General features: G+C 72.8%; 21 protein-coding genes. 6 read left to right on the plus strand and 15 right to left on the minus strand.

What is annotated here, in order from left to right:
• Positions 1 to 221: 221 nt before the first annotated feature.
• Entirely contained in the window at positions 222 to 3218 is a 2997-nt protein-coding gene (locus KALB_RS34620) for an NACHT domain-containing protein (protein ID WP_025360258.1), read from the minus strand.
• A gap of 245 nt (positions 3219 to 3463) precedes the next feature.
• Here KALB_RS34620 and KALB_RS34625 point away from each other — a divergent pair, with 245 nt between their 5' ends.
• Both KALB_RS34625 and KALB_RS34630 read left to right on the plus strand, forming a co-directional pair.
• Positions 3464 to 3853, plus strand: a complete 390-nt coding sequence (locus KALB_RS34625; protein WP_025360259.1) for a PPOX class F420-dependent oxidoreductase — start codon at positions 3464 to 3466, stop codon at positions 3851 to 3853.
• Positions 3854 to 3907: 54 nt separating this feature from the next.
• On the plus strand, positions 3908 to 4645 hold the full coding sequence (locus tag KALB_RS34630; RefSeq protein WP_025360260.1) for a Clp protease N-terminal domain-containing protein: 738 nt from the start codon (positions 3908 to 3910) through the stop codon (positions 4643 to 4645).
• On the opposite strand, the gene priA is transcribed toward KALB_RS34630, so the two are convergent.
• The 5 genes from priA to KALB_RS34655 form a co-directional block, all read right to left on the minus strand.
• Entirely contained in the window at positions 4605 to 5342 is a 738-nt protein-coding gene (gene priA, locus KALB_RS34635; protein WP_025360261.1) for a bifunctional 1-(5-phosphoribosyl)-5-((5-phosphoribosylamino)methylideneamino)imidazole-4-carboxamide isomerase/phosphoribosylanthranilate isomerase PriA, read from the minus strand. The two genes, KALB_RS34630 and priA, sit on opposite strands and share 41 nt — an antisense overlap.
• A 22-nt stretch (positions 5343 to 5364) precedes the next feature.
• Positions 5365 to 5994 (minus strand): imidazole glycerol phosphate synthase subunit HisH, encoded by a 630-nt coding sequence (hisH, locus tag KALB_RS34640; protein ID WP_201771854.1) that lies wholly within the window; start codon positions 5992 to 5994, stop codon positions 5365 to 5367.
• Between the two features lie 184 nt (positions 5995 to 6178).
• A complete protein-coding gene (locus tag KALB_RS34645) occupies positions 6179 to 6862 on the minus strand; it encodes a hypothetical protein (RefSeq protein ID WP_148309771.1) in 684 nt (227 codons plus the stop codon).
• Positions 6863 to 6889: 27 nt separating this feature from the next.
• Positions 6890 to 7777 (minus strand): transketolase family protein, encoded by an 888-nt coding sequence (locus KALB_RS34650; RefSeq protein WP_025360264.1) that lies wholly within the window; start codon positions 7775 to 7777, stop codon positions 6890 to 6892.
• A 13-nt stretch (positions 7778 to 7790) separates the two neighbouring features.
• Positions 7791 to 8429 carry a thiamine pyrophosphate-binding protein gene (locus KALB_RS34655; protein WP_042222943.1) on the minus strand — a complete coding sequence of 213 codons (639 nt, stop codon included), beginning with the start codon at positions 8427 to 8429 and terminating at the stop codon, positions 7791 to 7793.
• A 94-nt stretch (positions 8430 to 8523) separates the two neighbouring features.
• Between KALB_RS34655 and soxR the strand changes: the two genes are divergently transcribed.
• The 3 genes from soxR to KALB_RS34670 all read left to right on the plus strand — a co-directional run bounded on the left by soxR (position 8524) and on the right by KALB_RS34670 (position 10573).
• Positions 8524 to 8988, plus strand: a complete 465-nt coding sequence (gene soxR, locus KALB_RS34660; protein WP_025360266.1) for a redox-sensitive transcriptional activator SoxR — start codon at positions 8524 to 8526, stop codon at positions 8986 to 8988.
• A 111-nt stretch (positions 8989 to 9099) separates the two neighbouring features.
• Entirely contained in the window at positions 9100 to 10008 is a 909-nt protein-coding gene (locus tag KALB_RS34665) for an ornithine cyclodeaminase family protein (RefSeq protein WP_025360267.1), read from the plus strand.
• A gap of 46 nt (positions 10009 to 10054) precedes the next feature.
• Positions 10055 to 10573 (plus strand): RNA 2'-phosphotransferase, encoded by a 519-nt coding sequence (locus KALB_RS34670; protein WP_236650085.1) that lies wholly within the window; start codon positions 10055 to 10057, stop codon positions 10571 to 10573.
• A gap of 53 nt (positions 10574 to 10626) precedes the next feature.
• Here the strand turns inward: KALB_RS34670 and KALB_RS48345 are convergent, their stop codons facing one another.
• The 7 genes from KALB_RS48345 to KALB_RS34700 all read right to left on the minus strand — a co-directional run bounded on the left by KALB_RS48345 (position 10627) and on the right by KALB_RS34700 (position 17330).
• Positions 10627 to 10791, minus strand: coding sequence for a hypothetical protein (locus KALB_RS48345; RefSeq protein ID WP_169743544.1), 165 nt, complete (start codon positions 10789 to 10791; stop codon positions 10627 to 10629).
• Between the two features lie 73 nt (positions 10792 to 10864).
• A complete protein-coding gene (gene hisB / locus KALB_RS34675) occupies positions 10865 to 11464 on the minus strand; it encodes an imidazoleglycerol-phosphate dehydratase HisB (RefSeq protein ID WP_025360269.1) in 600 nt (199 codons plus the stop codon).
• Positions 11461 to 12567, minus strand: a complete 1107-nt coding sequence (locus KALB_RS34680) for a histidinol-phosphate transaminase (RefSeq protein WP_025360270.1) — start codon at positions 12565 to 12567, stop codon at positions 11461 to 11463. Before KALB_RS34680 ends, hisB begins: the two co-directional genes overlap by 4 nt.
• Positions 12564 to 13889, minus strand: coding sequence for a histidinol dehydrogenase (gene hisD, locus KALB_RS34685; RefSeq protein WP_025360271.1), 1326 nt, complete (start codon positions 13887 to 13889; stop codon positions 12564 to 12566). Before hisD ends, KALB_RS34680 begins: the two co-directional genes overlap by 4 nt.
• Before the next feature lie 23 nt (positions 13890 to 13912).
• Positions 13913 to 15085, minus strand: coding sequence for an aminotransferase class V-fold PLP-dependent enzyme (locus KALB_RS34690; protein WP_025360272.1), 1173 nt, complete (start codon positions 15083 to 15085; stop codon positions 13913 to 13915).
• Positions 15082 to 16656, minus strand: coding sequence for an ABC transporter substrate-binding protein (locus KALB_RS34695; protein ID WP_030109600.1), 1575 nt, complete (start codon positions 16654 to 16656; stop codon positions 15082 to 15084). The genes KALB_RS34690 and KALB_RS34695 overlap by 4 nt, the downstream gene beginning before the upstream one ends.
• A 53-nt stretch (positions 16657 to 16709) precedes the next feature.
• Positions 16710 to 17330, minus strand: coding sequence for a GntR family transcriptional regulator (locus KALB_RS34700; RefSeq protein ID WP_025360274.1), 621 nt, complete (start codon positions 17328 to 17330; stop codon positions 16710 to 16712).
• 72 nt (positions 17331 to 17402) lie between these two features.
• Between KALB_RS34700 and KALB_RS34705 the strand changes: the two genes are divergently transcribed.
• Positions 17403 to 18185: a carbon-nitrogen hydrolase family protein gene (locus KALB_RS34705; protein WP_025360275.1), complete on the plus strand. Its 783-nt coding sequence runs from the start codon at positions 17403 to 17405 to the stop codon at positions 18183 to 18185.
• A 13-nt stretch (positions 18186 to 18198) separates the two neighbouring features.
• Here KALB_RS34705 and KALB_RS34710 read toward each other — a convergent pair whose 3' ends face one another.
• Together KALB_RS34710 and KALB_RS34715 are read right to left on the minus strand one after the other, a co-directional pair.
• Positions 18199 to 19836 carry a tetratricopeptide repeat protein gene (locus tag KALB_RS34710; RefSeq protein WP_025360276.1) on the minus strand — a complete coding sequence of 546 codons (1638 nt, stop codon included), beginning with the start codon at positions 19834 to 19836 and terminating at the stop codon, positions 18199 to 18201.
• Positions 19833 to 21008, minus strand: coding sequence for a tetratricopeptide repeat protein (locus KALB_RS34715; protein ID WP_025360277.1), 1176 nt, complete (start codon positions 21006 to 21008; stop codon positions 19833 to 19835). Before KALB_RS34715 ends, KALB_RS34710 begins: the two co-directional genes overlap by 4 nt.
• Between the last annotated feature and the right edge of the window lie 7 nt (positions 21009 to 21015).

Here is a 21015-nt window from a genome sequence, read left to right on the forward strand (position 1 = left end):
CCATGGCTTGGCCGCGAGCCTGGGTCAGATCAGGGCGTCCAGGTCGATCTCGACCGGGAACGGCGCCAACGGCAAGCATGTGCCGTGGCGTCGGGGACGGGCTCCTGACGACCACGCCCTCCTGGAGTTCCCAGCGGTGCTGGTCGTCTTCGGGGAGCTGTTGGTACTGGGCGATCGTGAGCAGCTCACCGGGGCGTTGGAGCATCACGGCGTCGAGTGTCTCACCGCTCCGTCAGAAACTCCGACAGCCGACCGAGCTCGTCGAGCACCTCCACGCGCCAGCCGCGCAGGACCGGCACCGGCACGTGCTCGGCGGCACCGCCCTCGCCGAGCAGCACGGGCAGCGCGTCCAGTTCGGTGTCGGCGGACCGCTCCACGGCGCGGATCAGGTCCTGCACGAACTCGCGGCGCAGGGCGCGGGCCTGCTCGGTGCGGTCCACGCGCAGCGCGCGCAGGTAGTCGACCACCTCGAGCGGGTCGGTGAACCGGCTCATCTCGGCGAGCAGCACGGCCTCGTCCAGCGCGGTCGTGCGGCGCAGCCCCCGCCGCACCGCACGGCGCGAGCGGATCTCGCCGATCACCAGGCGGGCCACCGCGATCGGGGCGCCCGCGAGGACCAGCACCACGACCACCGCCAGCAGCACGATGCCGACCACTCCGGCGAACTCCACGATCAACCAGGAGGCGCCGTAGGCCGCCGCACCGATCAGGACCATCCTGGCCAGTGAACCGGCCAGGTCGAACGCCATCGGTCGGCCGTCGGTGGCCAGCACGCGGACGGCCCGCAACGCGTAGAACAACGGCGCGAAGAACAGTTCACGCACCCGGATGGCAGATCCGAGTGGCCGGTTCACGGTGCTGTTGAGCACGGCGGGCGCCCACAGGTAGAGGTACAGCACGAGCAGCGGCCCCGTGGCCAGCCCGATCGCGGCCTGGGTGAACTCGGCGCTCAGCAGCGGCATGGCCACCGCGAGCACGAACTGGATGAGCACGCTGATGCCCGTGACCACGACGATCCCGAGGAACAGCTGCGCGGAGTCCGTCCGGTCGTTCCAGCCGTACACCCGGTCCATGGCGCGCTGGAAGAAGCGGGCGGTGCGCGTGCTGGTGGGCAGGGACAGCGGTTGGCTGGACTGCAACAGCCAGAAGGAGCCCGCGGGCAGCAGCACCCAGGTGAGCAGCCCGAACGGCCACACCAGGACCAGCAGGCCGAACTGCACCAGGTCCAGGCCCAGCTTCAGGGCGCACAGCCCGGCCAGCGCCACCGGCAGCGCGACCAGCACCCGGCGGGTGCGCACGAACCGCGTGCCCTCGTAGAGCCTGCGCAGGTCGCTGTCGATCACGACCCGGTCCGCGCTGAGCTGGCCGCCAGCGAGCAGCGTGACCAGCAGCCGCCGGATCAGCATCTCGATCGTCACCGGCAACGGGCTGAACAGCGCGCAGCGGCGCAGCGCCGTCATGCGCAGCCAGGTGCTGGAGCCCGAGAACGCCTGCTCCACGTACCAGGGCTGGTGCTCGGTGGGCAGCAACGTGAGGCAGTCCAGTGCGAACTTGCGCTCGCTGATGCCGCCCTCGTCCCAGGCGCGCGCGATGAGCCCGCCGACGATCGTGCGGCACAGGTCGGGCAGCCAGCCCGCCGCGGCCCCGTACGCGGTGACGAGCAGTTCCAGCAGGTGCACCGCCCTGGGCGAGAACTGCTCGAACCGCTCGGGCGTGCGCCGTTCCTCGTCGAGCAGCATCCAGATCGCCACGAGCAGCTCGGCCACGTGCTCGGGCTCGCCGACCTGGAGCAGCGCCACCGTGGTCTCCCGCCAGCGGGGCTGTTCGACCAGTTCGGCCACCGGCACCTCGTCGGGGTGGCGCACCAGGTAGCCGCCGACCACGTACTCGCGGATGAGCCGGTGCGCGAAGGCGTAGCGCTCGTTGGTGGTCGGCACGAGCAGCCCGCTGGCCACCAGGATCGGCACCAGTTCGCGGGCGGGCACGCCCCGGGCGCAGGCGTGCGCCTCGCGCCGGATCTCGGCCAGCTCGATGCACAGCCCGGAGTCCTCGGCGCGGGTGGAGCGCAGCGCGAGCCGTTCCAGCACCTCCAGCAGCACGGCCAGCACCTCGGGCCGGCCCTTGGGGTCGGCCGCGTCCAGCCGGGTGCGCAGGTGCTCCTCGAACAGCTGGCTGGCCCGGTCCGGCGGACCGCCGTGCGCCAGCACGTAGAGCGCGAACAGCGACAGGTACATGGGGTTGCGCAGGTGCGTGGTGAACCCGCCGCTCACGTCGTGCAGCAGGTGCTCGACCGCACGGATCTGCCGCCCGCTCAGGCCGTACGCGCTGAGCAGGTGCAGTTGTTCAGCGCGGGCGAGCGGGCTGATCTCCAGCCGCGCCCAGCCGGGCACGCGCGGGCCCCGGTACTCGCGGGAGGCCACCACGCAGTGCGCCCGCCCGCCGCCGAGGTAGCTCGTGATCAGCTCCACGTACGGCCGCACCGCGCGGTCCACCGTGGCGCTGGCGATCACCGCCGGGATCTCGTCGAAGGAGTCGAACAGCAGCACGACCTGGCCTTCGCGCAGGTCCCGAGGCAGGTCGGTGCTCAGGTACTCGGCCAGTTCCACGCTGCCGTGCGGGTTGACCTGGCGGGCCACGTAGTCCTGCAACACGGTGGCGGTGACCTGTTCGGGCGGCAGGTCCAGGTCGCGCAGGCTGACGTAGAGCGCCAGCGGCCTGCGCCGCGCGGCCCCGTCCCGCGCGGACACCAGCACGTCGCGGGCGTAGCGGCGCAGGATCACGCTCTTGCCCGAGCCCGCGCTGCCGTGCAGGTGCACCACCGCGGCCCGTTCCCTGCGGAAGGCCGCCTCCAGCGAGCGCGTGCGGTACGTGCCCGCGCCCGTGCGCAGCCCGAACAGGCCCCGGGTCCGGCGCGGGGTGTCCACCGACTCGATGGCCGCCCGGATCTCGGTGTAGCGCTCACCCCGCCAGCCCAGCCGTTCCTCGGTGAGGTCCAGCGCGCTGAGCAGGACCGTGGCCACCCGGCGGCGACGTGCCTGCTCGGCACGGGCCGCCGGTCCGAGCAGGGCCGGGGTGAGCAGTCGCAGCGGGGCCACCAGCAGGCCCAGTACCGCGCGGATGCCCTCGATGACCTTCGGGGCCGCCACCAGCAGCACCACCACGCCCACCACCAGCGCGGGAACGCCCCAGGACTGCAACACCCCGGTCCACGAGTCCACGCCCACCACCCCCGGTCGCCCCACTGATCGCTCGGGAGCGGTTGAGCGTTTCGCGCCGAAGTGTCACGAAGGTGCCCTTCACGACGTTGGGCGTCCGCAACGGCACCTTCGTGGCGTAGCTGCGGGTCCGGCGACCGCCCCCGTGACGTCACGAAGGTGCCCTTCACGGCGTTGAACGCCCGGAAGGGCACCTTCATGGCTTGTCCTGCCACCTTGGACGACCGGACCGCGCTAGCGTTGGCCTCGTGGCACTCTCCGAGGTGGAGCGACTCTCCGCAGGCAAGTACCTGCTGCTCACGACGTTCCGCAAGGACGGGACCCCGGTGCCGACCCCCGTGTGGGTGGCCCGGGACGGTGAACTGCTGGTGGTGTGGACGGTGGCTGGGTCGGGCAAGGTCAAGCGGCTGCGCCGGGACGACACGGTGGAACTGGCCCCCTGCGACGTGAAAGGCAACCCGACCGGGGACCCGGTGCCGGGGCGCGCACGCCTGCTGGACGCGGCGGGCACCGAGAGCGCGCGGCACCTGATCACCCGCAAGTACCCGGTGACGGGTCGGCTGCTGGTCTGGGGCAGCAGGGTGCGCCGGGGCAGCAAGGGCACGATCGGCATCGCGATCGAGCCGGGTGTCGCCTGAATGGACGTCAACTTGAGGTTGACGATTGGCGGATCGTCAACCTATCGTTGACGCATGGACGCACCCCAGTACCGACTCGACGACATGATCACCACTGTGAAGGCGTTGCACCCCAACGGTGACGCCCTGGACCAGCTCGCCGACGCCGTGCTCATCTCCGAGCGGCTCGGCGAACTGGCCGACCACCTCGTCGGTCACTTCGTGGACCAGGCCCGCAAGGCGGGCGCCTCGTGGACCGACATCGGCAAGAGCATGGGCGTGAGCAAGCAGGCCGCGCAGAAGCGGTTCGTGCCCAAGGCCGACGCCTCGACCATCGTGGACATGGGCCCGTTCAGCCGGTTCACCGACCGGGCCAGGCACGTGATCGTGGAGACCCAGGAGGAGGCCCGCAGGGCCGGGCACAACTACATCGGCACCGAGCACCTGCTGCTCGGGCTGCTGTGCGAGCCCGAGGCGCTGGCCGCCAAGGCGCTGACCGAGCAGGGCATCACCGCCGAGCAACTGCGCAACTCGGTGAAGGTCGTGCTCGGCCCCGCCAAGGAGAACGTGCCGGGGCACATCCCGTTCACACCGGGCGCCAAGAAGGTCCTGGAGCTGACGGTGCGCGAGGCGCTGCGGCTGGGCCACAACTACGTGGGCACCGAGCACATCCTGCTCGGCATCGTGGCCGAGGACGAGAGCGTGGCCGCGAAGGTGCTGTTCAGCCTGGGCTACGACCGGGAGGCTGGCGAGGCGTGGATCGTGGAGCAGCTCACCGAGCTGCTACGGCAGCGAGGGCCTGAGCAAGAGTGAACTTGCCCGCGTAGAGCGCCTTGCCGATGATCGAGCCCTCCAGCCCGTCCTGGGAGAGCTCGGCCAGCGCGAGCAGGTCGTCCACACTGGACACACCGCCGGAGGCGACCACCGGCGCGTCGGTGCGGGCGCAGACCTCGCGCAGCAGCTCCAGGTTGGGACCGCGCAGGGTGCCGTCCTTGCTCACGTCGGTGACGACGTAGCGGGAACACCCGTCGCGGTCCAACCGGTCCAGCACCTCCCACAGGTCGCCACCGTCACGGGTCCAGCCGCGAGCGGCCACCCGGTGCCCCTGCTCGGTGATCCTGACGTCCAGGCCGACGGCCACCCGCTCGCCGTGCTCGGCGACGACCTTCGCGCACCAGGCGGGGTCCTCCAGCGCGGCGGTGCCCAGGTTGACCCTGGCGCAGCCGGTGGACAGGGCGGCCTCCAGCGACGCGTCGTCGCGGATGCCGCCGGTCAGCTCGACCTTGACGTCCAGCTTGCCGACCACACCGGCCAGCAGCTCGCGGTTGGACCCGCGCCCGAAGGCGGCGTCCAGGTCAACCAGGTGGATCCACTCGGCGCCGTCGGCCTGCCACGCCAGCGCCGCGTCGAGCGGGTCGCCGTACGAGGTCTCGGTTCCGGCCTCGCCCTGGACCAGGCGCACGGCCTTGCCCTCGGCGACGTCGACAGCGGGGAGGAGCTGGAAGGTCACGGGGCAACCTTAACGCCCGCGGTCACAGCCCGTTCAGCCAGTTCCTCAGCAGCTGGGCCCCGGCGTCCCCGGACTTCTCCGGGTGGAACTGGGTCGCGCACAGCGGGCCGTTCTCCACGGCCGCCACGAAGGGCTCGCCGTGCTCGGCCCAGGTCACCAACGGCGCGGCGAGCCTGCTGTCGGGCACCAGCTCCCACTTGCGCACCCCGTAGGAGTGCACGAAGTAGAACCGCTCCTCGGGCCCCAGCCCGGCGAACAGGCCCGTGCCCTCGGGTGCCCGCACCGTGTTCCAGCCCATGTGCGGCAGCACCTCGGCGTGCAGCCGCTCCACGGTGCCCGGCCACTCCCCGCAGCCCTCCGCCTCGATGCCGTGCTCGACCCCGCGCTCGAACAGGATCTGCATGCCCACGCAGATGCCCAGCACCGGTCGGCCACCGGCCAGCCGCTCGCCGATGATCCGGCCGCCGCGCACGGCGTTGAGCCCGGCCATGCAGGCCGCGAACGCGCCGACCCCGGGCACGACCAGGCCGTCGCAGTCCAGCGCCGCGCGATGGTCGGCGGTCACCTCCACCTCGGCGCCGACGCGGCGCAACGCCCGCTCGGCCGAGCGCAGGTTCCCTGATCCGTAGTCCAGCACGACAACACGAGGCACCAGCCCAGGTTAACGGTCCACCGAAAAGCGCGTGTCGGCGCTTCCCGTACGGCGTGTCCGCGCGTGGCGCCCATTTTCCCAGCTCGTGGGATGGCGCGCTGGGAACGCCAACATGCGGCACCGGAACGTCCGACACGCGGCACCGGAAGCGCCGACACGCGCAGGAACCCCGTGAGTCCCGCGCTCAGCCCTGGCCGGGCGGGGGCACCGAGCCCTGTGTGACGGGCACGACCGGCAGGACCGTCGCCAGTGGACCGGTGCGCACGGCCTTGCGGCCGGCCTCGGGCAGCTTCGCCAGCCAGGAGTCCGCGGTGCCCGCCTGCACCAGGCGCACGACCTTGGCCACGTCGGACTTGCCCGCGGTCTCGAACAGCGCGGCGAGTTCGTCGGGGCCGCCGGTCTGCCAGTCGCGGACCCGCTGGAAGACCGGGTCCTCAGCGGCCCCGAGCGACTCGGCGAACCGCGCGGTCACCAGGTCGTGCCGGGACCGGTCCTCGCGCTTGTCCCGGTTGACCAGGAACTGCCCGTGCAGCACCGCCCGGCTCACCGGGCCGCGGGCCACCGTCTGGTCGATCAGCGCGAGCACCTGGGCGTGCCCGCCCCAGGACCAGCCATACACGATCTTGTCGTAGACCGGGTGCACGGTGGCCGCCCGCTCGTTCCAGCGCACGGCGACCGCGTGCCCGCCGACCCGGCGACAGGCCCGCGCCAGCGCCACCACCCGGTGGAAGCGCAGCGCGGGCGAGGGCGCCAGCACCGTGCCCGACTCCACCGGGACCAGCAGCGCCGGACCGTCCCCCTCCGCGTGCAGCCGCAGTTGCAGCTGAGCGGTGGGCACGGGAGTCCAGATCAGGCTTCTCGCGGTCACGGTGGACCATCATGCCAAGATCACCGGCTAGCCCGTGAAGGTGTGCACCGCAGCGGCGATCCCGGTGACGTCCAGCCCGTGTGCGGCGTCGTGGTCGGCGGGCTCGCCGTAGGCGCGCAACTCCACGTCGCGGCGCACGCCCAGGGCCAGCACCCGGTGCGGCACGTGCAGCAGCGCCTCGGCCACGCAGTGCGTGGACGTGCCCGCGAGGTACGGCTCGACCAGCACGACGTCGGCACGGCCGGTGAACTCGACGGCGGCACGCAGCCCCGCCCCGTCGAACGGGCGCACGGTGCTGGCGTAGAGCACGGTGACGTCCATCGACGCCGTGGCGGCCAGTACCCGGTCCAGGGTCGGACCGACTGCCACCACCACCGCCTCGCGTCCTCGGCGGACCACCTGCAGGGTCGGGGTCACGGGCCGGGCCTGCGCATTGCTCTGCGCGGACAGCCGCAGGTACACCGAGTCCTCGCCGGGCAGCGCCGCGCTGACCAGCTCGGCGGCTTCCCGCGGGTGGCCGGGGACCTGGATGCGCCAGCCGGGCAAGGTGTCCATCAGCGCGACGTCGCCGGGGGCCATGTGCGTGCGGCCGTTGTCGGCGATGTCGTACGAGCCGCCCCAGCTGACCAGCACGGCACCGGCGTCCTGGTGGGACAGATCGAGTTTGATCTGCTCGAAGGCCCGTTCCACCAGGAAGGGCGGGAAGCTGTGCGCCACCGGCCGCATCCCGGCCAGCGCGAGCCCGCCGGTGACGCCGATCAGCAACTGCTCCCGGATGCCCACGTTGATCACGCGGTCGGGGTGCCTGCGCGCGGCCTGCTGGATCCGGTCCGCGGAGATGTCGGCCAGCACCAGCGCCAGCCTCGGGTCGGTGTCCAGCGCGCGCGAGATCGTCTCGGCGAAGGCGTCCCTCATCGTGTGTCTCCCCCTAGTTCTTCGGCTCGACCTGGGCCACGACCACCAGCGGCCGTCCCGGGTGCGGTTGGGTGAACGCCTCGTACAGCGCCGTGTGGTCGTGCCCGTCGACGACGCGCTCCGCCCACCCCTCGAGGGCGAAGCGCGCGCCGATCCCGCCCGGCCAGCCGTGACTGGCCGAGGTGTTGTCCACGACCACGGCGGTCAACTGCTCCAGCCCGAGCCGGCCGGCCAGCACGATCGCCTCGTGGTTGCTGCCCTCGTCCATCTCGGCGTCGCCCACCAGCACTACGACCTTCGGTGCGGTGCGGCCTTGCGCCCGCAGGCCGAGCACGGTGCCCACGCCGAGCCCGAGCCCGTGGCCCAGCGAGCCGCTGCCGATCTCCGCCCCGGGCAGCAGCACGCGGTCGGGGTGCTTGCCAAGGCGCGAGGCGAAGCTGCCCCACTTGTCCAGTTCGGCGGCCTCGATGAAGCCCTTGGCCGCCAGCACGGCGTAGAACGCGTTGGGGCAGTGCCCCTTGGACAGCAGGAAGCGGTCGCGGTCCGGGTCCTCGATCCGCTCCGGGGAGACGTCGAGCACGCGGTCGTAGAGCACCCACAGCACGTCCAGTGTGGAGTTGACGATGTTGGCGTACTTCGCCGGACTGGGCATCCGGTCGATCAGGGCTGCGAGGTCTCGGTATCCGGTCACGCGGCCAACCCTCCAACCTCGACCTAACTGGAGGTCAAGTACTAGGCTCGGCGAGGTGTCGAAGCTTCCCGACTGGCTGACCATCGGCCAGGTCTCCGAGCGCAGCGGTGTCGCGCAGACCGCGCTCCGGTTCTACGAGGACCGGGGGTTGATCACCGCCGAGCGCAGCGCGGGCAACCAGCGCCGGTACAACCGGTCGGTGCTGCGCAGGCTGGCCTTCATCCGGACGGCCCAGCGGGTGGGCCTGAGCCTGGAGGAGATCAGCTCCGCGCTGGCCACGCTGCCCGAGCGGCGCACCCCGACCAAGGCGGACTGGTCCCGGCTCTCCCGCAACTGGCAGGCCGAGCTGGACGCCAGGATCGACGCGCTGCAACGACTTCGAGACAAACTCACCTACTGCGTGGGATGCGGCTGCCTGTCGCTGCGGGTGTGCGGGCTGCACAACGCCGAGGACCGGCTGGCCGACTACGGGCCGGGAGCGCCCCGGCTGTGGCCCGCCGCCGAGGGAGGGATCCCCTGAGTCCCCGCAGGCGGTACCGGTCTGCGCTGCGTGATCGGGGTTGCTCCTTTTCGAGGGTGCTGACCTCGGCGTATTGACCGCCCCCGTGGTCGCGGTCGCAGACTTGTCGGTGTGAAAGTGATCTCGGACGCGCAGGTGCGCGCGGCCCTGCGGCCGGGTGCGGCGGTTCGGGTCTGCCGGGACGCGTTGGTCCAGGCACACCGCGGCACCCTCAAGGCCCCGCCCCGCACCGGAATCGACGTGGGCTCAACGGAACTGGTGTTCACCGCGGGTGGGACCGAGGCGGGCACGGTCGGCTTCGGCTGCTACGGCCTCTGGCCTGGGCCCGAGCACGCGGACCAACTCGTGGCCGTCTGGGGTCCGGACGGCAAGGTGCGCGGGGTCGTGGTCGGCCACGCGCTCGGCGCACTGCGCACCGGGGCCATCGGTGGCGCCTCGGTGGACGCGCTGGCCCGGCCGGACGCCTCGGTCTGCGCGGTGATCGGCTCGGGCACGCAGTCCTGGGCGCAGCTGTGGGCCGCCTCGGCGGTGCGCGGCTTCACCGAGGTGCGCGTCAGCTCGCCGACACCGGCCAACCGGACCAGGTTCGCGGCGCGGGCCCGTGAGGTGCTCGGCCTGAACGCGGTGGCCATGGCCGACTCGGTGGAGGCGGTGCGCGGGGCCGACGTGGTGCTGGTGGCCACCAAGTCCACCCGGCCCGTGCTGCCCGCGACGGCCTTCTCCCCCGGCTGCCACGTGAACACGATCGGGCCCAAGCTGCGCGGGGCCAGCGAACTGCCCGCGGAACTGGCCAGCGTCTCGGCGATCGTGTGCAGCGACTCGCCCGCGCAGGCGGCGGCCTACGGCAACCCGTTCTTCACCGGGCGCCGGCTCAGCCACCTCGGCGGCATCATCGCCGGGGACCTGCCGGGGCGGATCAGCGAGGGTCAGACCACCCTGTTCTGCTCCACCGGGCTCGCGGGCACCGACGTGCTGCTGGCCGACCTGCTGTTCACCGACCCCGAGGTGGCCGCCGCCTGAAATGCGCTTGCACGGCCGGGTCACAGTGGAGGCCGTGGACAAAAGAATGATCACCCTGTCGAAGCGGCTGGCCAAGTGCCTGCGGCACGCGCCGGAGCAGTTCGGCGTGACGCTGGGGACCGGCGGCTGGACCGAGGTCGAGCCGCTGCTCCACGCGCTGCGCATGACCCGCGCCGAACTGGAGCACGTGGTGGCGCACAACGACAAGAGCCGGTTCGCACTGGACGGGACCGGCACGCTCATCCGGGCCAGCCAGGGCCACTCCGTGCAGGTCGACCTGGACCTGCCCGAGGCGCAGCCGCCCGCCGTGCTCTACCACGGCACCGCCGAGCGCACGGTGCCCGCGATCCTGGCCGAGGGCCTGCGCCCGATGCGGCGCCACGACGTGCACCTGTCCCGGGACGTGGCCACCGCGCGGCGGGTCGGCGCGCGACACGGACGTCCCGTGGTGTTCGAGGTCGACGCGGCGGGCATGTCCGCCGCCGGGCACGTGTTCCGCGTGTCTGCCAACGGCGTGTGGCTCACCGGCTCGGTGCCCGCGAACGCCCTGCGGCTGATGCCATGAAAGTGCCGTTCCTGGCGTCCAGTGCCAGGAACGGCACTTTCATGGCGCTTGGGTCAGCCCGAGACGTACCAGGCGACGGCCCCGCCCACGGCGAGGGCGGCCAGCACGCCGAGGATCACGGCCATGACCTTGGCGGTCTTCCAGGTGGTGTAGACCCCGCCGACGAGGAAACCGGCCACCGCGAGCAGCCCCACGGTGATCCACTGACTGGTACTCATGCCCCCACCTCGCTGGCGCTCGGCGCGCGCATTCGCGCGGTCGCAGTGCTGAACGGTTCGCTCGCAAGCTCGCTCACAGCACTCCCTTGGTGGAGGGCACGCCGGACACCCGAGGGTCGGGTTCGACGGCGGCACGCAGCGCACGGGCGATGGCCTTGTACTCGGCCTCGGCGATGTGGTGCGGGTCGCGGCCGTGGATCACCCGCACGTGCAAGGCGATCTGCGCGTGGAAGGCCAGCGACTCGAACACGTGCCGGTTGAGCACGGTCGGGTAGTTGCCGCCGACCACGAAGCCGGTCATCACCTCGGGCTCGCCCACGTGCACGCAGTACGGCCTGCCGGACACGTCCACGGCGGCGTGCGCCAGGGTCTCGTCCATCGGGATCCAGCAGTCGCCGAAGCGCCGGATGCCCTTCTTGTCGCCAAGGGCCTGCCGGATCGCCTGGCCCAGCACGATGGCGGTGTCCTCGACGGTGTGGTGCGCGTCGATGTGCACGTCACCGGTGGCGCGCACGACCAGGTCCAGGCTGCCGTGCGTGCCGAACGCGGTGAGCATGTGGTCGTAGAACGGCACCCCGGTGTCGATCTCCACCTGGCCGGTGCCGTCGAGATCCACCTCGACCAGCACCGAGGACTCCCTGGTGGTCCGCTCGATCCTGCCGACCCGCGTCATCGCACGATCTCCTTGCTAGCGGCCAGGAAGGCGTCGTTCTCCTCCGGCGTGCCGATGCTGACCCGCAGGTGCCCGCCGATGCCGACGTCGCGGATCAGCACCCCCTGGTCGAGGTAGGACCGCCAGGAGGCCCTGGCGTCCGTGAACTGTCCGAACAGGACGAAGTTGGCGTCACTGGGCACGACCTGGAAACCCATGCCCGCCAAGGAGTCCACCACCCGGTGCCGCTCACCGACCAGGGTGGCCACCGAGCGCAGGGTCTGCTCCCCGTGCGCGAGGCAGGCCCGCGCGGCGGCCTGGGTGAGGCTGGACAGGTGGTAGGGCAGCCGCACCAGCAGCAGGGCCTCGATCAGCGCGGGGGCGGCGGCCAGGTAGCCCAGCCGCCCACCGGCGAAGGCGAAGGCCTTGCTCATGGTCCTGGTGACGACCAGCTTCTCCGCGAACTCCGCCAGCAGGCCGAGCACGCTGGGCTGGCTGGAGAACTCCGCGTACGCCTCGTCCACGACCACCACGCCCGGCGCGACCGCGATCAGCTCGCGCAGCTGGTCCACCGGGATGGACTGGCCGGTCGGGTTGTTCGGGCTGGTGATGAACACCAGGTCCGGGGCCCGCTCGGCGATGACCCTGGCGGCCTCGGCGGTGTCCAGGGAGAAGTCCGCGCGGCGCGGGGCGGGCACCCAGTCGGTGCGCGTGCCCGCGGCGATGATCGGGTGCATGGAGTACGAGGGCTCGAAGCCCAGCGCCGTGCGCCCCGGGCCGCCGAAGGCCTGCAACAGCTGTTGCAGGATCTCGTTGGACCCGTTGGCGGCCCACAGGTTGTCCACCGTGACCGGCACGCCGGTGCTCGCGGCCAGGTAGGCGGCCAGGTCCGTGCGCAGCGCGACGGCGTCCCGGTCCGGGTAGCGGTGCAGCTCCCCGGCGACGGCCGAGGCCGCGGCCGTCACGTCGGCCACCAGCTCGGGCGGCGGCGGGTACGGGTTCTCGTTGGTGTTGAGCCGGATGGACACGTCCAGTTGCGGGGCGCCGTAGGGCGTGCCGCCGCGCAGGTCCTCGCGCAGCGGCAGGTCGGCGAGCCGGACCCGGCTGCCAATGGGTTGCGTCATGCCTGGGAGTCCTTGAACCGTGCGGTGACCGCCTGCCCGTGTGCGGGCAGGTCCTCCGCGTCGGCGAGCGCGACCACCTTGTCGGCGACCTCGCGCAGCGCCTCGCGGCTGTAGTCGATGACGTGGATGCCGCGCAGGAAGGTCTGCACGGACAGGCCCGAGGAGTGCCGGGCACAGCCGCCGGTGGGCAGCACGTGGTTGGAGCCAGCGCAGTAGTCGCCCAGCGAGACCGGGGACCAGGCGCCGACGAACACCGCGCCCGCATTGCGCACCCGGGCGGCCACCTCGGCGGCCGACTCGGTCTGGATCTCCAGGTGCTCGGCGGCGTAGGCGTCCACCACGGTCAACCCGTCGTCCACAGTGGACACCAGGAAGCAGCCGGACTGCCTGCCGCGCAGGGCGGTGGCGATGCGCTCGCTGTGCTTGGTCGCGCCGACCTGCCGGTGCAGCTCGGCGTCCACCGCGTCGGCCAGCTGCTCGGAGGTGGTGACCAGCACGCTGGCCGCCAGGGTGTCGTGCTCGGCCTGGCTGATCAGGTCGGCGGCCACGTGCGCCGGGTCGGCGCTGTGGTCGGCCAGGATCGCGATCTCGGTGGGCCCGGCCTCGGAGTCGATGCCGATCAGCCCACGCAGCAGCCGCTTGGCCGCGGTCAGGTAGATGTTGCCCGGCCCGGTGACCAGGTCGGCGGGCACCAGCTCGGCCCCGTCGGTGTCGGTGCCGCCGTAGGCCAGCAGGGCCACGGCCTGCGCGCCGCCAACGGCCCACACCTCGTCCACGCCCAGCAGCGCGCAGGCGGCCAGCACCGTGGGGTGCGGCAGCCCGCCGTGCTCGGCCTGCGGCGGGGAGCAGACCACCAGCGACTCGACCCCGGCGGCCTGTGCGGGCACCACGTTCATGACCACGCTGGACGGGTACACGGCCAGCCCGCCGGGGGCGTAGAGGCCGACCCGGGCCACCGGCACCCAGCGCTCGGTGACCGTGCCGCCGGGCACGACCTGGGTCGTGGTGTCGGTGCGCCGCTGGTCGGCGTGCACCTTCCTGGCGCGGGTGATCGACTCCTGGAGGGCCTCGCGCACCGCGGGGTCCAGCCCGGCCAGCGCGGCGGCGATGCGCTCGGCGGGGACCCGGACCGACTCGGGCCGCACCCGGTCGAACCGCTCGGCCAGCTCCAGCACCGCCTCGACACCGCGCTCGCGCACCGCGTCCACCACCGGCCGCACCTGATGCAGCACCGCGTCCACGTCCACCTCGGCGCGCGGCAGAGCGGCGCGCAGTTGGGCCGGTGACGGGACACGACCACGCAGGTCGGTGCGGCTGAGCATGGCCCCAAGGGTAGCCAACTCGGCTAACCGAGTTTCGACACGGCCGCCAGGAAGGACTCGATCTGCTCGGGCGCCACGAAGTAGTGCGGGGAGGCGCGCACCACCGAGGACAGCCCGCGCTTGGTCATGTCCAACAGGGTCGAGGCGGTGAAGCTGGCCGTCACGGTGATGTCCGCGGCGCGCAGCCGGTCGCGGACCTCGGGGGCGGCCAGGCCGTCCACGGTGAAGCTGACCAGCCCGCTGCGCCGGGTGCCGAGGTCGCGGACCCGCACGCCGGGCAGCTCGGCCAACCCCTCGCGCACCCGGGCGGCCCGCTCCCCCACCGCCTCGGCGATCTTGTCCAGGCCCAGGTCCAGGGCGTACCGGGCGGCCTCGATCAGGCCGAGCCGGTCGGCGACCGAGTACTCCCACAGTTCGTAGGCGCGGGCGTCCTCGCGCAGGGTGTAGCTGGTGGGCGTCTCCCACACCGCGCCGCGCAGGTCCACCAGCCGGGGCCGCAGCCTGCCCGCCGCCTGCGCGGTGACCACCAGCACGCCCGTGCCGCGCGGGCCGCGCAGCCATTTGCGCCCGGTGGCCGACAGCAGGTCGACGCCCAGTTCGGCCACGTGCACCGGCAGTTGGCCGACCGACTGGCAGGCGTCCAGCAGCACCAGCGCGCCGACCCGGTGCGCCGCGTCCACGACCTCGCGCACCGGGTTGACCAGCCCACTGTTGGTGGGCACGTGCACCAGCGAGACGAGCTTCACCCGCTCGTCCAGCATGCGGTCCAGGGCGTCCAGGCTGATCTCGCCGGAGGGCTCGGAGGGCACCGGCTCGATGCTCGCCCCGGTCTCCTCGGCCTTACGCAGCAACGCGATCGCGTTCGCGGCGTACTCGACCTCGGTCACCAGCACGCGATCGCCCTCGGCCAGCGGCACGGCGTCCACGGCGGCCAGCCAGGACCGGGTGGCGCTGTCGGTGAAGGCGATCTCCTCGGGGCGGCAGTCCAGCAGCCGCGCGAGCACCGAGTAGCCCCGCTCCAGGTCGTCCAGGCGTTCCTGGGCGGCGAGGTAGCCGCCGACCTCGGCCTCCCGGCGCACGTGGGCCAGCACCTGCTCGACCACCGGGGTCGGCGGCAGCGAGGACCCGGCGCTGTCCAGGAAGACGTGCCGCCGCGCGGCGGGCGTGTCGAGTCGGACGGCGGTCAGATCGATCATCGCGGTCCCCAGGTCTGGAGGTTCCACCACGGGCCCCAGCCCAGGGCCCCGTGCACGGCGGGTTCGGTCACGGGCTGGTAGCCGGTCCACTCGTCGTGCACCACGTAGGTGTGGTTCACGAAGGCCAGCACGACCAGGCCCGGGTCGGCGGTGTAGGCGCGCTGGGCCTGCCGGTACGCGGTGGCGCGGCGCGCCGGGTCGGTGGCCTTGCGCGCGTTGTCCAGTGCGGTGTCGACCTGCGCGTTGCTGTAGCCGCCGGGGTTGAGCGCGCCGCCCGTGTGCAGCACCGGGGCGAAGCCGGTGTCCGGGTTGAACGGGTCGCCGCCGCCCAGCACCTGGGCGTCCGCCCCGCCCCGCGCCGTGATCGCCTCCGGGGCGAGGGCCGTGGCCTCCACCTGCACCCCGATCGCCTTGACCTGCGTGGCAAACGCTTGCGCCACGGCCGCCCGCTCGGTGTCCCCCGTCGGGTAGAGCAGGGTGAACCGGGCCTGCACCCCGTCCTTGGCCCGCACCCCGTCGGCCCCGGGCACCCAGCCCGCCTGCTCCAGCACGCGCGCGGCCTCGGCCTTGTCGTAGCGGTAGGTCGCCTGGGTCTCGATGAACTCCGGCATGGAACCGGGCATCGGGGTGTACGCCGGGGAGCCCTTGCCCGCCAGGGCCGAGCCGATCAGCGCCTTGCGGTCCACCGCGTAGTTCAGCGCCAGCCGCACCGCCTTGTCCCCGGTGACCCGGTTGGCCGTGGGCAGGGTGATCGCGCGGAAGTCGGCGCTGTCCTGGGTGATCACCCGGACCCCGTCCACCTTGGCGAAGGCCACCGCCTGCTGCGGGGAGACCTCGGCCCCGTCCAGCTGACCCGCCCGCGCCTGCTCGGCGCGCTTGGCGTCGTCGGGCTGGAACAGCACCGTCACCTTGCTCACCTTCGGGGCCCCGCCGAAGTAGGACTTGTTGGCCTGCAACACCATCCGGTCGCCCTTGGTCCAGCTCACCAACTGGTACGGGCCGGTGCCCACCGGTTTGGCGTTGACCGGGGAGTTGGCCAGCGGCCCGGGCGGGGTCAGCGCCGTGTGCGGCAGGATGCCCAGGGTGAGCTTGGTCGGCAGGGCCGGGTACGGGTACGCCAGGTCGAAGCGCACCGTGCTCGCGTCCACCTTCACGACCGCGCTGAGCATGTCGTAGGAGGCGCGCAGCGGCGAGGCGTAGACCGGGTCCAGCAGCGCCTGGTAGGTCGCCACCACGTCGTCCACCGTGAGCTTGCTGCCGTCGGAGAACCTCACCCCGTCCTGGCGGACCTTCACCGTCCACGACCGGCCGTCCGGCGCGGGCTGCGGCTGCTGGGCCGCCAGCACCGTCTGCGGCACCTTCGTCGGGCCGAACTCCATCAGCCCGTCGTAGAACCTCGCGGCGCCGTACGGGGCGTAGCCCAGCAGCGGGTTGAGCGAGCCCGGCTCCGAGGCGTCGGCCAGCACCATCGCGGTGTTGTCCACCGGCGCCGGCGCGCTCGGCACCGGATCGCCGCTGCACCCCGCCGCGAGCAGGACGGCCACGACGGCGGGAACCAGGAGACGACGCACGCCTTGGACCCTAGCTGTCCGAGCGGTGTGAGGTGCGGCGAGGGCGGGCCGCCTCACGCCCCCGCGAGCAGCACTCGCAGGGTGCTGTCGAGGTGGGCGGTGATGGCGGCGCGGGCGGCGGCGGGGTCGTTGGCGGCGAGGGCGGCGAGGATGGCCTCGTGCTCGGTGAGCACGGCCTCGCGGCGGTCGGCGGCGGCGTGCAGGGCGGTGAGCCCGGCGCGGACCTGCCGGGCGCCGAGCCCGGTGTAGACCCTGGTCAGCATGGCGTTGCCGGTGGCGGCGACGAGCGCGGTGTGGAAACGGCGGTCCCAGTCGATGAACTGCCGGACCTCGGGCTCGGCGCGCTGGCGGTCCAGGGCCTCCCGCAACTCGGCCAGCGGCACGGCACCGCTGGCCAGGGCCTGCTCGGCGGCGTGCCGCTCCAGCAGCCCGCGCAGCTCCACCAGTTCGGTGATCTCGCGGGCGGTCATCGGGGCCACGTAGGCGCCGCGCTTGGGCACCAGGCGCACCAGTTCCTCGGCGGCCAGCAGCAGCAGGGCCTCGCGGACGGGGGTGCGTGAGACGCCGACCCGGTCGGCGACCTCCTGCTCGCTGATGAACTGGCCCTGGCTGGCCGGGTCGGCGAGGATGGTGTCCCGCAGGTACTCGTACGCCTTGTCCCGCCCAGAGTTCACAACCCCTCCCGTGGCTTGCATACTGGCGGTATACACGACGGTAACAGCGCACGCACAGCCAAGGAGCCAGCCGTGAGGATCGCCCTGTGCCAGATCACCTCCACCCCGGACAAGTGGGCGAACCTGGAGCTGGTGGCCGAGGCGATGGCCAAGGCCGCCGCGCAGGGCGCCGAGGTGGTGGTGTTCCCGGAGGCGACCATGGCCTGCTTCGGCGTGCCGCTGGGCCCGGTGGCCGAACCGCTGGACGGGCCGTGGGCCACGCAACTGCGTGAGCTGGCCGTGCGGCACGAGGTCGTGGCCATGGCGGGCATGTTCACCCCCGCCGACGACGACCGCGTGCGCAACACGATGCTCATCACCTGTGCCAGGGTGCACCTGGGGTACGACAAGATCCACTTGTTCGACGCGTTCGGCTTCACCGAGTCCCGCACGGTGGCCCCCGGCAAGCCCACCGTGGTGGTCGAGTTCAACGGGGTCGGCCTTGGCGCGGCCATCTGCTACGACCTGCGCTTCCCCGGCCTGTTCACCACCCTGGCCGACCAGGGCGCCAAGGTGATCGTGCTGGGCGCCTCCTGGGGTGACGGCCCCGGCAAGCGCGAGCAGTGGGAGCTGCTGGTGCGGGCCAGGGCCGTGGACAGCACCAGCTGGGTGGTGGCCTGCGGCCAGGCCCCGCCGGAGCAGCCGGGCGAGGGCAACGCGCCGACCGGGGTCGGGTACAGCATGGTGGCCGACCCGTTCGGCAGGGTGCACGGCCAGCTCGGCGCGGACCCGGACCTGCTCGTGGTGGACATCGACCCGGCCATGGCCGACGAGGCCCGCAAGGCCATCCCGGTGCTGGCCAACCGCCGGTTCTGAGTCCCCGGCAAGGTCACTTCAGGAACACGCAGCTCAGCGAGGTCTTCGCGGCCTCGCGCAGCTCCGGTGAGCTGTCGAGCACGGCACGGATCCTGGTCAGGCCCTGCTTCACGGTGTCGCGCACCTTGTCGTCCAGGGACTTCAGCAGCGGATACGGGTTGTCCGCGGTCGCGATCGGGTCCACCTCGCGCAGCAGCGCGGTCACGGCGGAGCGGTCCGCCACCAGTGCCTGCATGAGGGCGGCGTGCATGGCCGGGCCGTCCGCGGTCGGCGGCGGCTGGACCGTCTCGAACTGGGTGGTCGCCTTGTCCCGTTTGCTGACGAGCACGGCGATGAACTGGCGGTACAGCATGGCGATGTCCTCCGGCGGCGTGCCGTAGCGCGGCAGCGGCGGGAGCGTGGCGGTCGGGTCGGTGATCGGGTCCAGCCGCTTGCAGAACTGCTCGGTCCACGCCCCGGCGGCGGTGCCGGTGCCCATGCCGGGCGGCAGGCTCGGCACGGTGAAGGTGGGCATCGTGATCGTGGGCGGGGCGGCGGTGTGCTGGCTCGGCCAGTACGGGCGGACGACCAGCCACACGGCGAGCAAGAACACCACGAGTGCCGCCGCGCCACCGAGCTTGGGCTGGGTGCGGGCCACCAGCCCGAGCAGGAACAGCGCGAGCAGGAACCCGGTGAGGACCGCGGGCACCCGGGCGGCCTGGGTGGGCAGCACGGCGAGCCCGGCGATGTCCAGCAGCGCCAAGGCAACGGTGATCCAGCCGCCGGGCGGCACGCGTCCCGGCAGGGCGGCGAGGTGGTGCCGCAGCTGCGCGGGCGTGCTCAGCACGCAGCCGACCAGCAAACCCGCCGTGAGCACCACGAAGGCGGCGCCGATCACCTCGCGGGCGATCAGGGTGTCGCCGAGGTGCGGCAGGAAGTCCGGGGCCAGCGCGAGGACCGACAGGGTTGCCGTGGTGCACAGCAGGAGCAGCAGCAGGCCCAGCACGAGGCGGCGGGCGTACCGGCCGCCGACCACGTCCAGCGCCGCCCCGGAGGCCAGCTGCCGGGGATCCATCCGCACGGCGCCCAGCAGGAGTTCGGTCGCGCTGCGCAGCTTGCCGGAGGACAGGTCGGTCGCGGCCAGCGCGCGCACGGCCTCGGCGTTGTCCGGTTCGAGCTGCACCGCGCGCTGCGCGGCGGCCCGTGCCGTTGCGAGGTCCTTCAGCGCCAGGGAGATCCGCGCGAGCTGCACGTGCCGGTCGGCCACGTTGGGCGCCAGGCCGATCGCCGTGTTGGCGGGCGCCAGTGCGTCCTGCGGGCGGCCGAGCGTGGTCAGCACGGTGGCGAGGTTGGCGTGGGTCAGCGACACGTGCGGCGCCAGCGACACCGCCAGCTCCGCCGCCGCCAACGCGTCCGGGCCCGCGCCCAGCGCCGCCAGCGCCACGCTGCGCAGCCGGTGCGGCCACTCGTGGTCGGGCGTCAGCGCCGCACTGGAGTTCGCGGCCTCCAGCGCGGCGTGGTTGTTGCCGGACTTCAGGTGTGCCAGCGCGAGCAGGTTCAGCGCCTGCACGTCGTAGGGCTGGCCGCCCAGATGCTCGATCAGCACCTGCACGGCCTGCTCGTGCCGGCCCAGGTCGATCAGGGCCTGCGCCCGCTCGTAGACCCCGCTCACAGCAGCCGGTGCTTCTTCATGTACGCCACCAGCTCGTCGTACTGACCGCCCTCGTTGGCGTACAGCGCCACGTTGCGCGCGGTGTCGAACCAGGGCCGCAGCGAGGGCCGCACCTGCCGCAGCGCCGCCTCCAGGTCCGGCATGTCGATCATGCGTGGCTGCCCGCTGCGCACCGAGTCCAGCAGCGCGCGCTCGGCCGCGGTCTCGCACAGGTGCGCGAGGTCCGCGCCGGAGTAGCCCTCCGTGCGCCGGGCGATGCCGGTGACGTCGATGCCCGCGATCGGCCGGTCGCGCAGGTGGTACCGCACGATCGCCACCCGGGCGGGCAGGTCGGGCGGCAGCACCAGCGCGGTGCGGTCCAGCCGCCCCGGCCTGCGCAGCGCGGGGTCCACGTCCCACGGGTGGTTGGTCGCGGCCAGCACGAACACGCCCTCGTTCTCGGCGTCGGCGCCGTCCATCTCGGACAGCAGCTGGTTGACCGTGTTGCGCATGCCGGAGTTGGCCAGCTGGGTGCGCTTGCGGCCCAGCGCGTCGATCTCGTCCAGGAACAGCACGCAGGGCGCGCTGCGGCGGGCGAGCTGGAACACCTCGCGCAGGTTGCGCTCGCTGCGGCCGATCCACATGTCCAGCACGTCGGCCAGGGACACGGTGAGGAACCCGGCGCCGAGCTCCCCGGCAACGGCCTTGGCCAGGAAGGTCTTGCCGCAGCCCGGCGGGCCGTACAGCAGCAGCCCGCCGCGCAGGCTCTTGCCGTACATCCTGCGCAGCTCCGGGTTGCGCATCGGCCCGAGGAAGGCCGCCTCCAGCCGCTGCTTGACCTGCTCCATGCCGCCGACATCGGCCAGCCGCACGGTGGAGCGGGCCACCTCGTGCGCCGGTGCCCCCTCGGCGAACTCGGTGGGCACCGGCAGGTCCAGCTCCCGCTCGGCGCGCTGCCAGTCGAACTCGGGCGCGGGCGCGACCGGGGCGCCCATGGCCTGGACCATCAGCGCCCGCGCCGACTCCGAACCCGGTTCCTGTTGCAGGACAACGGCGATGTGGCTGATCGCCTCCTCGTTGCGCCCCTGGGCCACCAGCAGCTGCGCGAGGTGCGTGCGCAGCGTGGTGTCCGTCGGCGCGGCCCGCACCGCCGCCAGCAGGCTGTCGATGAGTCTGGCCTGGTCCTCGCCCATGTCCCCT

Origin of the sequence: Kutzneria viridogrisea DSM 43870, from assembly GCF_000525635.1 — a bacterium.
GTDB classification, from domain to species: Bacteria; Actinomycetota; Actinomycetes; order Mycobacteriales; family Pseudonocardiaceae; genus Kutzneria; species Kutzneria viridogrisea.

Bases quoted from the DNA above. Each gene is read 5' to 3' on its own strand.
- KALB_RS34715 (WP_025360277.1), bottom strand. From the start codon at position 21,008: ATGGGCGAGGACCAGGCCAGACTCATCGACAGCCTGCTGGCGGCGGTG.
- KALB_RS34630 (WP_025360260.1), top strand. From the start codon at position 3,908: ATGGACGCACCCCAGTACCGACTCGACGACATGATCACCACTGTGAAG.
- KALB_RS48345 (WP_169743544.1), bottom strand. From the start codon at position 10,791: ATGAGTACCAGTCAGTGGATCACCGTGGGGCTGCTCGCGGTGGCCGGT.
- KALB_RS34650 (WP_025360264.1), bottom strand. From the start codon at position 7,777: ATGAGGGACGCCTTCGCCGAGACGATCTCGCGCGCGCTGGACACCGAC.
- KALB_RS34670 (WP_236650085.1), top strand. From the start codon at position 10,055: ATGATCACCCTGTCGAAGCGGCTGGCCAAGTGCCTGCGGCACGCGCCG.
- hisD (WP_025360271.1), bottom strand. From the start codon at position 13,889: ATGCTCAGCCGCACCGACCTGCGTGGTCGTGTCCCGTCACCGGCCCAA.
- KALB_RS34690 (WP_025360272.1), bottom strand. From the start codon at position 15,085: ATGATCGATCTGACCGCCGTCCGACTCGACACGCCCGCCGCGCGGCGG.
- hisB (WP_025360269.1), bottom strand. From the start codon at position 11,464: ATGACGCGGGTCGGCAGGATCGAGCGGACCACCAGGGAGTCCTCGGTG.
- KALB_RS34680 (WP_025360270.1), bottom strand. From the start codon at position 12,567: ATGACGCAACCCATTGGCAGCCGGGTCCGGCTCGCCGACCTGCCGCTG.
- KALB_RS34655 (WP_042222943.1), bottom strand. From the start codon at position 8,429: ATGCCCAGTCCGGCGAAGTACGCCAACATCGTCAACTCCACACTGGAC.